At 67.7% G+C, this 14,559-nt stretch carries 13 protein-coding genes; 11 read left to right on the top strand and 2 right to left on the bottom strand.

All coding sequences use genetic code 11. The features are described 5' to 3' along the window. Window positions 1-198 precede the first annotated feature (198 nt). The 5 genes from AL072_RS27340 (at window position 199) to AL072_RS27320 (ending at window position 5,297) form a co-directional block, all read left to right on the top strand. The gene (locus tag AL072_RS27340) at window positions 199-1,155 is read left to right on the top strand and encodes a LysR family transcriptional regulator (protein ID WP_045585583.1); all 957 of its coding nucleotides are present in this window, start codon (window positions 199-201) and stop codon (window positions 1,153-1,155) included. Window positions 1,156-1,382: 227 nt separating this feature from the next. After that, on the top strand, window positions 1,383-2,438 hold the full coding sequence (locus AL072_RS27335; protein ID WP_245637016.1) for an ABC transporter substrate-binding protein: 1,056 nt from the start codon (window positions 1,383-1,385) through the stop codon (window positions 2,436-2,438). Window positions 2,439-2,509: 71 nt separating this feature from the next. Further along, complete coding sequence (locus tag AL072_RS27330; RefSeq protein ID WP_045585582.1) at window positions 2,510-3,583, top strand: ABC transporter ATP-binding protein; 1,074 nt, start codon at window positions 2,510-2,512, stop codon at window positions 3,581-3,583. Continuing rightward, a complete protein-coding gene (locus tag AL072_RS27325; protein ID WP_082109359.1) occupies window positions 3,580-4,500 on the top strand; it encodes an ABC transporter permease in 921 nt (306 codons plus the stop codon). The genes AL072_RS27330 and AL072_RS27325 overlap by 4 nt, the downstream gene beginning before the upstream one ends. Next, window positions 4,497-5,297 (top strand): ABC transporter permease, encoded by an 801-nt coding sequence (locus AL072_RS27320; RefSeq protein ID WP_045585581.1) that lies wholly within the window; start codon window positions 4,497-4,499, stop codon window positions 5,295-5,297. Before AL072_RS27325 ends, AL072_RS27320 begins: the two co-directional genes overlap by 4 nt. A 12-nt stretch (window positions 5,298-5,309) precedes the next feature. Here AL072_RS27320 and AL072_RS27315 read toward each other — a convergent pair whose 3' ends face one another. Next, window positions 5,310-6,836 carry a S41 family peptidase gene (locus AL072_RS27315; RefSeq protein WP_045585580.1) on the bottom strand — a complete coding sequence of 509 codons (1,527 nt, stop codon included), beginning with the start codon at window positions 6,834-6,836 and terminating at the stop codon, window positions 5,310-5,312. Between the two features lie 416 nt (window positions 6,837-7,252). Further along, complete coding sequence (locus AL072_RS27310) at window positions 7,253-7,984, bottom strand: GntR family transcriptional regulator (protein WP_245637015.1); 732 nt, start codon at window positions 7,982-7,984, stop codon at window positions 7,253-7,255. A gap of 194 nt (window positions 7,985-8,178) precedes the next feature. On the opposite strand from AL072_RS27310, the gene AL072_RS27305 reads away from it, so the two are divergent. From AL072_RS27305 to hydA, 6 genes are all read left to right on the top strand, one after another. Then, complete coding sequence (locus tag AL072_RS27305) at window positions 8,179-9,219, top strand: ABC transporter substrate-binding protein (protein ID WP_045585579.1); 1,041 nt, start codon at window positions 8,179-8,181, stop codon at window positions 9,217-9,219. Window positions 9,220-9,387: 168 nt separating this feature from the next. Further along, window positions 9,388-10,194 carry an ABC transporter permease gene (locus AL072_RS27300; RefSeq protein ID WP_045585578.1) on the top strand — a complete coding sequence of 269 codons (807 nt, stop codon included), beginning with the start codon at window positions 9,388-9,390 and terminating at the stop codon, window positions 10,192-10,194. Between the two features lie 4 nt (window positions 10,195-10,198). After that, complete coding sequence (locus AL072_RS27295; RefSeq protein ID WP_045585577.1) at window positions 10,199-10,981, top strand: ABC transporter ATP-binding protein; 783 nt, start codon at window positions 10,199-10,201, stop codon at window positions 10,979-10,981. Beyond that, window positions 10,978-12,315 (top strand): amidohydrolase family protein, encoded by a 1,338-nt coding sequence (locus AL072_RS27290; protein ID WP_045585576.1) that lies wholly within the window; start codon window positions 10,978-10,980, stop codon window positions 12,313-12,315. The genes AL072_RS27295 and AL072_RS27290 overlap by 4 nt, the downstream gene beginning before the upstream one ends. Window positions 12,316-12,362: 47 nt before the next feature. Beyond that, window positions 12,363-13,094: a maleate cis-trans isomerase family protein gene (locus tag AL072_RS27285; protein ID WP_045585911.1), complete on the top strand. Its 732-nt coding sequence runs from the start codon at window positions 12,363-12,365 to the stop codon at window positions 13,092-13,094. A gap of 23 nt (window positions 13,095-13,117) precedes the next feature. Further along, window positions 13,118-14,554, top strand: a complete 1,437-nt coding sequence (hydA, locus tag AL072_RS27280; RefSeq protein ID WP_045585910.1) for a dihydropyrimidinase — start codon at window positions 13,118-13,120, stop codon at window positions 14,552-14,554. Window positions 14,555-14,559: the final 5 nt, after the last annotated feature.

Genomic DNA, 14,559 nt, shown 5'->3' with positions numbered 1-14,559 from the left:
ACCCCGGACTCCCGTATGAAGGCTTGCGGTCCGCATGGCTTTCTTTGGCTGGGCGCCGCAGAATGCTGCCCGGCGACGCGTGGCCGCTCTTCGATCCTTGCGACAGCATCGGCAGCCAACCTATAACTGTCAAATCAGTTTGAAGGGGCCTTTCATGACCAAATGTTATGTTGCCGTTGCAGGCATGGGACGGGCGGCATGATCAATCCGCGCCAGATCGAAGCCTTCCGTGCCGTCATGCTGACCGGCGGCATCACCGCGGCGGCGGAGTTGCTGAACATTTCGCAGCCGGCGGTCAGCCGCCTGATCAGCGACCTGCAATATGCGCTGAAGCTGACGCTGTTCGAGCGGCGCGGTCCCCGCATCGCCCCGACCAGCGAGGCGATCTCGCTCTATCAGGTGGTCGACCGTGCCTTCGTCGGGCTGGACCTGATCGAGCAGACGGCGCGCGACCTGACCTCCCGGCGCAGCGGAACCCTGCGGGTGGCGGCGATGCCGGCGCTGGGCGTCGGGTTCCTGCCGCGCTATGTCGCGCGCTTCCTGACCGAACGGCCACGGGTCGACATCGCGCTGCGCGGCAGCACCTCGCCCATCATCCTGGACTGGGTGGCGACCGGCCAGTGCGAGCTGGGATTCGCCCATACGCCCATCGAGCATGCCGCGGTGCTGACCGAGAAGATCCACGGGCTTCCCGCCGTCGCCATCCTGCCGCCCGGCCATCCGCTGGCGGCCAAGGATGTGCTGGGGCCAAAGGATTTCGAAGGCGAGAGCTTCATCTCGACCACCCCGCCGACGCTGTTGCGCTATCGCATCGACACCATCTTCGCCGATCATGACGTGAGGCGGGTGATGCGGGTCGAGACCCAGCTGACCATGAACGCCTGCGCCATGGTGGCAGCCGGCCATGGCATGTCGATCGTCGATCCCTTCACCGCCCAGGACTATGTCCCGCATGGGCTGGTCGTTCGTCCGTTCGCGCCCCGCATCGGTTTCGACATCGCCATCCTGCGCTCCGCCCAGGTGCCGCTGTCGATGATCGCCGAGGATTTCCTGGCCGGCTTCCTGGAGGAGACGACACGCTTCCGCGACAGCCTGGGAGGACCGGCCGGCGAAGGCCGGAACGGCTTGCAAGTGGTTCGGAGCACGGAATTATAACATTTTCGGATGAATGATGGCGGGAATTCGATTTGACGGTTATGTGACTGCACCATCACCCTGCTCCATGTCCTGACCACGACCTTCCCGGACAAACGGCCCGCCGCGATGGCGGACGGCAAGGCGGCGGACGGTCAAAGCGGCGATCCGGACCTGCCCGGCGGCATGGACCGAAGATCAGGCTCAATGAAGCTCAGGACCATGAACAGGGACAAGTGGAGAGGAGAATGACGATGCGCTCCGTGATGTGCGGGTTGATGGCGACGGCAGCCCTGTGGTGCGGCATGGCCGCGGTCCAGACGGCGGCGGCCCAGGAAAAGACGCTCTACGTCGCTGCCTATGGCGGTTCCTTCGAGCAGACCATGCGCAAGGAAATCATCCCGGCCTTCGAGAAGGCGAACGGGGTGAAGGTCGAGTATGTGGCCGGCAACTCCACCGACAATCTCGCCAAGCTGCAGGCCCAGAAGGGCAACCAGCAGATCGATGTCGTCATTCTCGACGACGGGCCGATGTACCAGGCGGTGGCGCTGAACTTCTGCGCCGACCTGGAGAAGGCGCCTGTCTACGACCAGCTCTACGATCTGGCGAAGATGCCGTCGGGCAAGGCGATCAACTTCGGTGCGGTCGGCACCGGTATCCTCTACAACAAGGCGTATTTCGACGAGAACAAGATCCCGGCTCCGACCTCCTGGAAGGACATCGAGGATCCGCGCTTCAAGAAGAAGCTTGCGATCCCGCCGATCAACAACAGCTACGGCCTGCACGCGCTGGTGATGATGGCCCGCCTGAACGGCGGCGGCGAGACCAACATCGATCCGGGCTTCAAGGAATTCAAGGACAAGATCAACCCGAACGTGCTGGCCTACGAGCCGTCGCCCGGCAAGATGACCGAGCTGTTCCAGAGCAACCAGGCGGTGATCGCGGTCTGGGGTTCGGGCCGGGCCAAGGCGTTGGCCGACACCGGCTTCCCCGCCACCTTCGTCTATCCCAAGGAAGGCGGCATCGTGCTCGGCTCCGCCGCCTGCCAGATCGCCGGCAGCAAGAATGCGGCCGAGGCGCAGAAGTTCATCCAGCACATGCTCGGTGCCGAGGCGCAGACCGCGCTGGCCGTCAGCGCCGGCTTCGGCCCGGTGAACAAGACGGTGGAGCTGCCCGTCGAGAAACAGGCCGGCATTCCCTATGGCCCGGAGCAGGTCGGCAAGCTGCTGGTGGTGGACTGGGACACCATCAACAAGAACCGCGAAGTGTGGAACAAGCGCTGGACCCGCGAGATCGAGCGCTGATCGGCTGATGCCGCCCGCTCCCCCATGGTGGGGAGCGGGCGGCCCCTGAAAAGGGAGAGGGGAACGACGGTATGGCTTATCTGGTTCTCGACCAACTGACCAAGCGTTTCGGCACCTGGACGGCGGTCGATCATGTCTCGCTGACGGTGGAGAAGGGCGAACTGGTTTCGCTGCTGGGGCCGTCGGGCTGCGGCAAGACCACCACCTTGCAGATGATCGCCGGCTTTCTCGACGCCGATGGCGGGCGGGTGACGCTGGACGGCCAGGATCTGCTGGCCAAGAAGCCGAACGAGCGCGGGCTCGGCATCGTGTTCCAGAGCTATGCGCTGTTCCCGCACATGACCGCGGCGGAGAATGTCGGCTTCGGGTTGGAGATGCGCAAGGTCGGCCGGGCCGACCGCGACCGCATGGTCGCCGATGCGCTGAAGCTGGTCGGGCTGGAACAATATGGCGACCGCCATCCCCGCCGCATGTCGGGCGGCCAGCAGCAGCGCGTGGCGCTGGCCCGTGCGCTGGTGATCAAGCCGAGCCTGCTGCTGCTGGACGAACCGCTGTCGAACCTGGACGCCAAGATGCGCGAGGAGATGCAGATCGAGCTGCGCCGCATCCAGCGCACCGTCGGCACCACCATGATCCTGGTCACCCACGACCAGTCGGAGGCGATGGCGCTGTCCGACCGCGTCGTCGTCTTGAACAAGGGCCGCATCCAGCAGGTCGCCACCCCGCAGGAGGCCTACGACCGTCCGGCCAACGCCTTCGTCGCCAATTTCCTCGGTCGAACCAACCTGCTGCCCGGCATGGTCGGCAGTGGGGCGGCCGGCACGGTCATCACCATCGCCGACAGCGTCTGGCCGGTGTCGCAGCCGGTGCCGCCCGGTCCGGGGGCGCTCGCCGTCCGGCCGGAGAAGGTCGGCTTCGTCGGCGAGGGCGGCCTCGGCGGCACCGTGCTCGCCCGCGTCTTCCAGGGCACCCAATGGCTGTTCGAGATCGAGACTGCGGCCGGCCGCATGATGGTGATCCGCCAGCATGACGGCTCGCCCCTGCCGGCCGAACGCGACCGGGTCATGGTCGGCTGGCGGGCGGACGACATGGCGGTGATGCCCGCCGATCCGGAGGCGGCCTCCGCCGCCCGGGAGGCAGCATGAGCATGGCGGCTTCCGGCGATCCCCAAATGGCCGCTACCCAGCCGCCGGCGGGCCCCCGGCGGCGGCGCTGGCCCCTGGTGCCCTATCTGCTGAGCGCTCCCGGCCTGGCATTGTTCGCGGTGCTGCTGCTGGTGCCGCTGGTCATGACCTTCCTGTTGTCGCTGAACAGCTTCAGCTTCTACGGCGGCATCGAGAATGTCTGGCAGCTCGGCAACTACGCCGACATCGTCGCCGACGATTATTTCCACGAGGTTTTCCTGCGCACCTTCCGCATCGCCGCGGTGGTGACGATCCTCTGCGCGGTTTTTGGCGCGCCGGAGGCCTATATCCTGCGCCGGATGAAGTCGCCCTGGCGCGGCCTGTGCCTGCTGATCGTGCTGGGGCCGCTGCTGATCTCGGTGGTCTCGCGCACGCTGGGCTGGGCGCTGCTGTTCGGTTCGACCGGGCTGGTCAACCAGGGGCTGATGGCGCTTGGTCTGATCGCGACGCCGATCGAGTTCATGTACACCGAGACCGGCGTGGTCATCGCGCTGACCCATGTGCTGGTGCCCTTCATGGTGCTGTCGGTCTGGGCGTCGCTGCAACGGCTGGATCCCCAGGTGGAGAATGCCGCTTTGTCGCTGGGCGCCGGGCCGCTGACGGTGATGCGCCGCGTGGTGCTGCCGCAGATCGTTCCCGGCATCCTGTCCGGCTCGATCATCGTCTTCGCGCTGGCGGCCAGCGCCTTCGCCACCCCGGCGATCATCGGCGGGCGGCGGCTGAAGGTGGCGGCGACGCTGGCCTATGACGAGTTCCTGAACACGCTGAACTGGCCGCTGGGCGCCACGGTGGCGGTGCTGCTGCTGATCGCCAACGTCGTCATCATCGTCGGCTGCAACCGGCTGGTCGAACGTCGCTACAAACAGGTGTTCGAATGAACCGCAACGGTCCGGTCGCCCTGATCTTCCATGTCCTGTTCCTGGGTTTCCTGCTGGCGCCGATCCTGATCGTCTGCGCGGTGGCCTTCACCTCGGAAGGCTATCTGTCGCTGCCGACCAACGGGCTGTCGCTGCGCTGGTTCCGCGCCATCGGCGACAACCCGGAATTCATCCGCGCCTTCAAGGACAGCCTGCTGCTGGGGGCGGTGTCCTCCACCCTGGCGATCCTGGTGGCGGTGCCGGCGGCGCTCGCCATCGCGCGCCACCAGTTCTTCGGGCGCGAGGCGATCCAGGCGCTGTTCCTGTCGCCGCTGATGGTGCCGCACATCGTGCTCGGCATCGCCTTCCTGCGCTTCTTCACCATGATCGGGCTGGGCGGCACCTTCGTCGGGCTGGTGCTGAGCCACGTCATCATCATCCTGCCCTTCGCCCTGCGGCTGATCCTGGCGGCCTCGACCGGCATGGACCGCGCGGTGGAGAACGCGGCATCCTCGCTCGGCGCCTCGTCCTGGACCTGCTTCCGCCGGGTGACGCTGCCCTTGATCCTGCCGGGCGTCGCCAGCGGCTGGGTGCTTGCCTTCATCAACAGCTTCGACGAGGTGACGATGACCGTCTTCATCGCCTCGCCGGAGACCACCACCCTGCCGGTGCGCCTGTTCCTCTACATCCAGGACAACATCGACCCGCTGGTCGCCGCGGTGTCGGCGGCGCTGATCTTCGTGACGGTCGCCGCCATGCTGGTGCTCGACCGCGTCTATGGGCTGGAGCGGCTGCTGGTCGGCAAGGGCCGGGATTGAAGAGCGGGATTCTCAGCCCAGCACCCGCGCAGCGAACGCGATCAGGTCGCGGTTCTCGTCGAGGATGTCGGTCCTGGTCAGGTGGTGGACGATGGTCGCGGGCACGCCGACATCCTCGATCGGGATGCCGGCGCTGGTCCCCGTCCGCAGGGCGCGGCGCACCGACAGGTTCAGTTCGTAGCCGGGGGGCAGCGGAGCGACGGCGCCGCCAGCCGGGCCGGCCAGTTCCATCAGCGCCCCCCATTCCCACACGTTGGCGCCGCCGGCGCCGGTCAGCGGATCGACGCCGAGGACCGGTCCCAGGCCGTTGTCGACGAAGTCGGCGGCGAAGAAATCGCTGGTGCTGTAGGACAGCGCGTCGACGATCAGCAGGATGCGGCCCGGATAGCGGTAGGGCGGCAGGTCGTCCAGCGGCGTGATGCTGAAGGCCTGCGAGAATCCGAGCCCGGTGGAGGTCTGCAACCGGATCGACGGGTGCCAGGGGGCGAGCGGCGGCAGGGTCGTCAGCGCCAGGGTCTGGGCGGTGTTGCGGAAGGCGATGGGGGCCATGCCGGGGATCCGGCCGCCGGCCAGCAGCGCGACCAGCTTCTGGCCCGCCAGGATGTTGCCGCCGGGGTTGCCGCGGATGTCGACGATCAGTCGCTCCTGCGGCAGGGATGCCAGGATGCCGGCGGCCGTCGCGGCGAATTGAGCCGGTGCGTCGGACTGGAAGGTGAAGATGCGCAGATAGCCCGCCTCGCCGGCCGGGGTTGGAACCCGGCCATGGCGGAACGGCCCCTGCGAGGCGAAGCCGGTGGGCGAGGGCTGCGTGGTGCGGCCGGCGTCGCGCAGGAAGGCGCCGGTCGCCAGCAGCTTGTAATCGACGCCCTGCGCCATCGCGTAGGCCCCGGACACCGGACCGGACACCGCTTCCGGCTGGGAGGCGTAGCAGCGCCACGGCGTGGTGGCGGTGTATGGCTTGCCCCATGGGTCGACATAGGTCAACGCCACCCAGTCCTCGCTCGGCCGCAGCATGAAGGCGAGCGGCCGGATGGTCAGGTTGGACAGGGCGAGCCGCATCTGTGCCGACCAATGGGCGCCCTGGGTCTCTGCCGCCAGATTCTCCAGATACAGATGGATTGGAACGCCGTTCCAGTGGGTGACCTCGACGCCCAGCGGGATTTCCTCGAACCCGAAGAAGCGCTTGGTGACGATGTAGCGGGGGTGGCCGTTTTCGAAATACTGCTCCAGCAGGAAGGGCACATAGGCCACCAGGCCGGACCATGGCGGCGCGAGCCGGAGCGTGGTGTGGCGGTCGTGCAGGGAGGAGATGATGGACAGCAGCCGCCGGCTGAAGCGGATGCCGTCGGATTCCTTCAGCAATTGCAGGGCCTGCACCGGATCGATGGCGAAGCCGGCCCGCTTCTGCGGCAGGTGGACATAGTAATTTTCAAGCGCGAAGCGCAGGGCATCGCACAGGGCGTTGCGCGTGCCGGCATCCGGTTCCATTACCGTGCCGCGGGTGGCCGCCAGCAGGGGCGTAGCAAGATAGTTCAGCATGGCGACGCTCCCTTTTGCCGCTCCATGCCGGACGGTTCGGCACGGCTTCCCGATGGCTTCGATCCTTTTGGTAAGGCAAATGGGAGGCGAATACAACCGGCCAGCAATGCCGGTGAACGGATGCCGCGCAATGGGGCCGTCCGAGCCCCCCGATTCCCGCGGGATGGAGGGACATGGAACGTTTGAAACAGGTTGAAACAGGAATCCAGGCCTGTTCCATTGTTCCATCCGCGGCGGCCAGCGCGAGCCTGCTCCCGGATTCCTCCGCTGAAACAATCCTTTGCCGAACAGAGTCGGCAGAGGGAAACCGGTGGGACATCGGGAACGCTCCCCGCACGGAGACAGCCTGTTCATTCCTATCATGGTCACGGGCCTGCGGGGAGGGGCAGGGAGAAAATCCATGCACGCGCGGCCGCTCAGCGGTCTCCGTTCTCCACGCCCTGCCGCAGCGTCCTCAGCACGGCGTCGGCGGTGCGGCGGCTGTGGCCTGCCAGCAGGCCGGCTGCGCCGTCGGCGTCGCGACGGCGCAGCGCCGCCATGATCGCCTCATGCTCGGTCAGCGACTCCTGCCAGCGGTCGGCGTCGTAGTTCGCCAGGGAGCGGGCGCGGGCAAGCTGGGCGGCGAAGCCCTTGTGGGTGGCCTCCAGCACCGGATTGCCGGCCATGGCGACGATCCAGGCATGGATGCGGCGGTTGGTGGTCGAGTAGGCCGCGCGCTCCCCGGCGCGGAACTGGGCGGCGAGCTCGTCGTGCAGGCGGTTCAGCTCGCTGAAGGCGGCGTCCGATCCGCTCGTGCAGGCGAGGCGGCCGGCAAGGCTTTCCAACGCCTCCATCACCTGGAAGATCGCGGCGATCTCCTTGGGGTCGATGGGCGTCACCACCGCGCCCCGATGTGGCCGCAACTCCACCAGCCCTTCGGCCGCCAACACGCGCAACGCCTCGCGCAGGGGGGTGCGGGAGACACCCAACTGTTCGCACAGCTGCATCTCCGGCACGCGGCGACCGGGCGGCAGCTCCCCGTCCAGGATCATCGCCCGCAACTCCGCCACGGCGGAATGATGCAGCGTTTCGCGGCGCAGGGGGCCGCTGGCGGGTCTCGCGGTCTTGAGGCTGTCCATGTCGATCCGGTGGAGTCTGTTCTGCATCATACTTGGGCATTCATGCTCAAACGATGTCATGCGCTCAAAAATAAGGCAAGAATCGTCGAGAGTCACACCTTGAATAAAAACTATTCTATCATATTGATATTAAATATAAAAATGAAAATAGAGATTTTGTATACAATCTGGCACGGGCTTTGCGACCGCCATGGGAACGCAACAGCCTCTGGAGCCGAAGCCCAATGTCGATCCGGTCCTTCTCCCTGAACGCCGTCACCGCCGCCACGCTGGGTCTTTCCGCGCTGGCCCTGCCTGTGGTGACGGGCGCCGTCCCGGCCGCGCAGGCCGCCGAAGCGGAGGCGGTGAAACTCGGCTTCGCCAAATGCGCCCATTGCCTGCCGATGGCGCTGACGCCCGATCTGGCCAAGGGCGTGTCGATCGAGGCGATCAACTTCAACTCCGGCAACGACGTGCTGACGGCGCTGGTGTCCAAGAGCATCGACGTGGCGCAGGTCACCTACCTCCACTACGTCACAGCGCTGGACAAGGGCTTCGACATCGTCGCCATCTCCGGCCAGGTGAATGGCGGTTCGGAGATCGTCACCGCCAAGGGCATCGACCTGAAGGCGGAGGATTGGGCCGGGCTGAAGGCGCTGGCGGCATCCCGCAAGGCCAAGGGCGAGCCGCTGCGCGTCGCCGCCTCGCGCGGGAACGCGCAGGACATCCACATGCGCGGCGCTTTCCAGAAGCACGGCATCGACGTCAACAAGGACGTCCAGTTCATCAACATCCCCAACCCGTCCGACCATGCCGCCGCCCTGCAGCGCGGCGAGGTCGACGTGATCTGCACGGTGGAGCCCTTCGCCTCGCAGATCCGCAGCACCGGCGTCGGCGCGCATTTCGCGCTGCCCTACGACCAGGCGGCCGGCAACCTGACCAACCTGATCGTCACCCGCTCCGACGTGATCAAGGAGCACCCGAAGGCGGTGGAAGCCACGGTGGCCTCGGTGGTGGCGCTGGTAGACAAGCTGAAGAGCGACCGGACGGTGTGGGTCGACACCATCAACAAATACACCGGCCTGAACAAGGACATCGCCGCGGAATCGCTGAAGAACGCCTTCCCCGACTATGCCATCCACAAGGACAGCACCGTCGCCATCGCCACGATGATGCGGGACTTGAAGTACATCAGCCATGACGTCTCGGACGCGGTGGTCAAGAACATCGACTACCGCTTCCTGGAGGCGGTGACGAAGAAGCCGAAGAGCGAATTGGGGGGCTGAGGGCAGGCTGAAGGTCCAGCCTCTCCAAGTTCTTCCCCCTCCCCAACCCTCCCCCGCTTCGCGGGAGAGGGAACTCCGCCGCTCTCGCACTTACCCCCTCTCCCGCGGGAGCGGGGGAGGGGGTATTCGGAGATTTTCCGCCACCGACGGCGTTTAAGGAGCCGGTCCATGACCGCATTGTCGAAATCCTGGGAGCGCGCGGTCGTTCCCGTCCTGATCCTCGCGGCCTGGGAGATCGTGTCGCGGTCCGGCCTGCTGCCGGCGGCGCTGCTGCCGGCCCCGTCGGTCGTGCTGCACAGCTGGGCCGACTGGGTCTTCGGCTTCGACGAGACGTCGCAGGCCAACAGCGGGCGCTGGCTGGCCGACGCGCTGTCCAGCGCGGTGCGCGTCGCCGCCGGCTACGGCATCGCGGTGGCCGGCGGCGTGCTGCTGGGCATCGCAATCGGCTGGTGGAGCTGGGTGGAGCGCGCCATCGAGCCGACCATCCAGATGCTGCGCCCGGTGCCGCCGGTGTCGTGGATCCCGGTGGCGATCATCTGGTTCGGCATCGCCAACAAGCCGGCGATCTTCCTGGTCTTCCTCGGCGCCTTCTTCCCGATCCTGATGAACACCATCCATGGCGTGAAGACCGCCGACCGCAACCTGATCCGCGCCGCCTCGATGATGGGCGCCACCGAGCAGCAGTTGCTGCGCCATGTGGTGTTCCCGGCGGCGCTGCCCAGCATCTTCGCGGGCCTGCGCATCGGCATAGGCGCCGCCTGGATGCTGACCGTCACCGCCGAGATGGTCGCGGTCAAGAGCGGGCTGGGGTACGTGCTGTGGGACAGCTACTATTTCCTGCGCTACGACCTCGTCCTTGCCGCGATGGCCAGCATCGGGCTTCTGGGCTACGCCACCGACGCGCTGATCAAGCTGCTGATGTCCGCGGCGCTGCACTGGCAGCACGCCTCCACGCTCCAGAGCCGGGAGGGCTGACCCCATGGCCTCCATCGAACTGCAGAACATCACCAAGATCTACAGCGACACCAAGCGCAAGCGCGACCTGCTGGCCATCGACGACGTCAGCCTGACGGTGGAGCGGAACGAGTTCCTCTGCCTGCTGGGTTCGTCGGGTTGCGGCAAGTCCACCCTGCTGAACATGATCGCCGGGTTCGAGAAGCCGACCAAGGGCACCGTCACCGTCGGCGGCAAGCCGGTGGAAGGGCCGGGCGCCGACCGCGGCATGGTGTTCCAGCAGGCCACCCTGATGCCCTGGCTGCCGGTGTGGGAGAACATCGCCTTCCACCTGCGCCTCAAGGGCTGGCGCAAGACCGACCGCCGCGCCGCCGCCCAGGAATACATCGACCTCGTCGGGCTGAAGGGCTTCGAGAACCATTACCCGGCCGAGCTGTCGGGCGGCATGAGCCAGCGCGTCGGCATCGCCCGCGCCCTGCTGCTGAACCCGCAGGTCATCCTGATGGACGAGCCCTTCGCCGCGCTCGACGCCCAGACCAAGATGGACATGCAGGAGGAGTTGGTCGCCATCTGGCAGAAGCAGCGCTGCACCATCGTCTTCGTCACCCACAGCGTCGACGAGGCGCTGGTGCTGGGCACGCAGGTCGCGGTGCTGACCAGCCGGCCGGGCCGCCTGCGCGAACGCATCGAGCTGGACCTGCCGCGCCCGCGCGACATCACCAGCCCGCGCTTCAATGACCACAAGCGTCACATCCTGAACCTGATCCGCGAGGAGGGCCTGCAACAGCGGCAGGTCGCCGCGGCATGACCGGCGCCTTACAGCCGCTGGACCTTCTGCTGACCGGCGCCACGGTCATCACCGGCGATGAGGCCGGCGTGATCGAGGGTGCGGCGCTCGGCATCCGCGGCGGCCGGATCGTCCATCTGGCACCGGCCGCGCAGCCCGCACCGCCGGCCCTGCGGACCGTTGCGCTGCCGGGCCGGCTGGTGACGCCGGGCTTCGTCAACGCCCATCTGCATGCGGTGCTGGTGATGGTGCGCGGCGTCGCCGCCGACCTCGGCTTCGCGCCGTCCTACACGCCGGGCGTGCCCAAGGGCACCGACGCCACGCCGGAGGAGGCCCGCGCGCTGGCCCGCCTTGGCGCGGTGGAGGCGCTGCTCGCCGGCTCCACCCTGGTCTGCGACCATTTCGTCCATGCCGACGCGACGCTGGAGGCGATGGCCGAACTGGGCCTTCGCATTCATGCCGGCTGGCGGGTGCACGACGTCGATTTCGCCCGCGTGCCGAAGGGCGAATGGAGTTTCGATGCGGCGCTCGGCGAGGATCTGCTGCGCCGGACGCTCGACCTGCATGACCGCTGGGACGGTGCGCTCGGCGGGCGCATCCGGGTGCAGATGGCGGCGCATGCGCCCGACACCTGCTCCCCCGGCTTCCTGCGCACGCTGGCGGTGGAGGCCGCGGCGCGCGGCATGCGCGTCAACACCCATCTGGCGCAGAGCCGGGTGGAGGTCGAGCGGGTGAAGGCCGCCACCGGCCTGACCCCGGCGGCGCTGCTGGAGGAGACCGGGCTGCTGAACGACCAGCTGCTCGCCACCCACTGCCTCTATGTCGACGAGGACGACATCGCCCGGCTGGCGCGGGCCGGGGCCCATGCCGTCCATGTGCCGAAATGCAACGCCGCGTCGGGCCGGCTGGCGCCGACCCCGGCGCTGAAGGCGGCGGGCGTCAATCTGGCGCTCTGCACCGACACCCAGCATGGCGACATGGTGGAGGCGATGCGCTGGGCGCTCGCCACCGGGCGCATCGGCCAGGGCGGCGTCACCGCCGACTGGCAGCCGGCCGACGTCTTCCGCATGGCGACGCTGGGCGGCGCCCGCGCCGTCGGCATGGCCGACGAGATCGGCACGCTGGCCGTCGGCAAGGCGGCGGACCTCGTCGTCTTCGACGCCCGCCGGCCGCATCTGCGCCCGCTGATCAACCCGCTGGGCACGCTGGTCCACACCGGCCGCGGCGGCGACGTCGAGATGGTGCTGGTGGACGGCGAAATCCTGGTCGAGGACGGTCGCCCCGTGCGCGCCGACCTGGAAGAGATCTGCACCGAGGCCGACAAGGCCGCCCGCGCCCTGTGGGCGCGGGCCTGACCCAACCTTCAAAGCCAACCCTCTCCAAGAAAGACGAGTCCCCCGAGATGACCAAGCGCGTTCTTCTGGGCATGCTGACCCCGTCCTCCAACACGGTGCTGGAACCGGTGACCGCCGCCATGCTGAGCGGCCTGCCGGAGGTGAGCGCCCATTTCGGCCGCTTCACCGTCAAGGAGATCTCGTTGCGCGCCGCGGCGCTCGACCAGTTCACCGACGCGCCCTTCCTGGATGCCGCCCGGCTGCTGGCCGACGCCCGGCTGGACGTGATCGGCTGGAACGGCACCTCCGCCGGCTGGCTCGGCTTCGATGCCGACGTGAAGCTGTGCAAGGCGATCGAGGATGAGACCGGGATTGCCGCCTGCACCTCCATGCTGGCGCTGAACGAGATCCTGGAGACGACGGGGCGCAAGCGCTTCGCCATCGTCAGCCCCTATCTCGACGAGATCCAGGAGACGATGGTCGCCAACTACAACGCCGCCGGCTTCGATGTGGTGGCCGAGCGGCACCTGAACGACCGCGGCAACTTCTCCTTCTCCGAGATCTCCGAGGAACGGATCGAGCGCATGTGCATGGAGGTGGCGGAGGCCAAGCCCGACGCCATCGCCATCATCTGCACCAACATGCGCGGCGCCCCGGTGGCGGAGCGGGTGGAGAAGGCGCTGGGCATCCCCGTCTACGACACGGTGTCCACCGTGCTGTGGAAGGCGCTGCGCATGACCGGCGTCGACACCCGCCGGGTCCGGGGCTGGGGCAGCCTGTTCCAGGAACTGCACGGGTAAGAGCGGAAAGAGGGGAGGGCAGCATGGACTTCGATCTGGTCATCCGCAACGGCACGGTCGCCACCGCGTCGGACGTGTTCAAGGCCGATGTCGGCGTGCGGGACGGCAAGGTGGCGGCGCTCGGCAGCGGGCTCGCCGCCGGGCGGGAGGAGATCGACGCGGCCGGGCTGCTGGTCCTGCCGGGCGGGGTCGATGGCCATGTCCATTTCGACCAGCCGACCGGCGATGCGTCGGTGATGGCCGACGATTTCCTGTCGGGCACCCGCTCGGCGGCGTTCGGCGGCACCACCACGGTGCTGCCCTTCGCCTGCCAGCAGAAGGGCCAGTCGCTGCACGCCGCGGTGGAGGATTATCACCGCCGGGCGGCGGGCAAGCCGGTGATCGACTATGCGTTCCACCTGATCGTCACCGACCCGACCGAGCAGGTCCTGGGGCAGGAGCTGCCGGCGCTGATCCGCGACGGCTACACCTCCTTCAAGATCTACATGACCTATGACGCGCTGAAGCTGAACGACCGCCAGATCCTGGAGGTGCTGGACATCGCCCGCAGCGAGGGCGCGATGGTGATGATGCATGCGGAGAATGCCGACTGCATCGCCTGGCTGACCGAGAGGCTGGAGCGCGCCGGCCAGACCGCCCCCTTCTTCCATGGCGTCTCCCGTCCGCGCGTGGCCGAGCGCGAGGCGACCCACCGCGCCATCTCGCTGGCCGAGCTGGTCGACGTGCCGATCCTGATCGTCCATGTCTCCGGCGCCGACGCGGTGGAGCAGATCAGGTGGGCGCAGGGCAGGGGCTTGCGCATCTATGCCGAGACCTGCCCGCAATACCTGTTCCTGACCGCCGACGATCTGGGCGGGGAGGGATTCGAGGGGGCGAAATGCATCTGCTCGCCGCCGCCGCGCGACGCCGCCAACCAGCAGGTGATCTGGGACGGGCTGACCGGCGGCACCTTCCAGGTCTTTTCCTCCGACCATGCGCCGTTCCGCTTCGACGGGCCGGGCGGCAAGAAGGTGAATGGAGAGAAGGCCCCCTTCCGCTGCGTGCCCAACGGCATTCCGGGGGTGGAGACGCGGCTGCCGCTGCTGTTCTCCGCAGGGGTGATGACGGGCCGGATGGAACTGACGAAGTTCGTCGAGCTGACCGCCACCAATCCGGCCCGCATGTATGGCCTGCATCCGCGCAAGGGCACCATCGCCGTCGGCTCGGACGCCGACATCGCCCTCTGGGATCCCGCCCGCAAGGTGACGATCAGCAACGCCATCCTGCATCACGATGTCGACTATACCCCCTATGAGGGGATCGAGGTCACCGGCTGGCCGGTGGTCACGCTGTCGCGCGGCGAGGTGGTGTGCCGCGACGGCGCGTTGCTGGCGGCCCCCGGCCGCGGCAGCTTCCTGCCCTGCGGCCTGCCGGCCCCCGCCCGGCCCAAGGGAGCGCCGGCCCCGGCGCTGCCCTTCTAGCCGGC

Source organism: Azospirillum thiophilum (genome assembly GCF_001305595.1).
Lineage (GTDB): Bacteria > Pseudomonadota > Alphaproteobacteria > Azospirillales > Azospirillaceae > Azospirillum > Azospirillum thiophilum.
Note: the sequence above shows the minus strand (reverse complement) of the source record. Positions and strands in the feature narration are given on the sequence as shown.

Coding starts and splice junctions, on each gene's coding strand:
- AL072_RS27340 (WP_045585583.1), top strand. CDS start 199: ATGATCAATCCGCGCCAGATCGAAGCCTTCCGTGCCGTCATGCTGACC.
- AL072_RS27335 (WP_245637016.1), top strand. CDS start 1,383: ATGACGATGCGCTCCGTGATGTGCGGGTTGATGGCGACGGCAGCCCTG.
- AL072_RS27330 (WP_045585582.1), top strand. CDS start 2,510: ATGGCTTATCTGGTTCTCGACCAACTGACCAAGCGTTTCGGCACCTGG.
- AL072_RS27325 (WP_082109359.1), top strand. CDS start 3,580: ATGAGCATGGCGGCTTCCGGCGATCCCCAAATGGCCGCTACCCAGCCG.
- AL072_RS27320 (WP_045585581.1), top strand. CDS start 4,497: ATGAACCGCAACGGTCCGGTCGCCCTGATCTTCCATGTCCTGTTCCTG.
- AL072_RS27315 (WP_045585580.1), bottom strand. CDS start 6,836: ATGCTGAACTATCTTGCTACGCCCCTGCTGGCGGCCACCCGCGGCACG.
- AL072_RS27310 (WP_245637015.1), bottom strand. CDS start 7,984: ATGATGCAGAACAGACTCCACCGGATCGACATGGACAGCCTCAAGACC.
- AL072_RS27305 (WP_045585579.1), top strand. CDS start 8,179: ATGTCGATCCGGTCCTTCTCCCTGAACGCCGTCACCGCCGCCACGCTG.
- AL072_RS27300 (WP_045585578.1), top strand. CDS start 9,388: ATGACCGCATTGTCGAAATCCTGGGAGCGCGCGGTCGTTCCCGTCCTG.
- AL072_RS27295 (WP_045585577.1), top strand. CDS start 10,199: ATGGCCTCCATCGAACTGCAGAACATCACCAAGATCTACAGCGACACC.
- AL072_RS27290 (WP_045585576.1), top strand. CDS start 10,978: ATGACCGGCGCCTTACAGCCGCTGGACCTTCTGCTGACCGGCGCCACG.
- AL072_RS27285 (WP_045585911.1), top strand. CDS start 12,363: ATGACCAAGCGCGTTCTTCTGGGCATGCTGACCCCGTCCTCCAACACG.
- hydA (WP_045585910.1), top strand. CDS start 13,118: ATGGACTTCGATCTGGTCATCCGCAACGGCACGGTCGCCACCGCGTCG.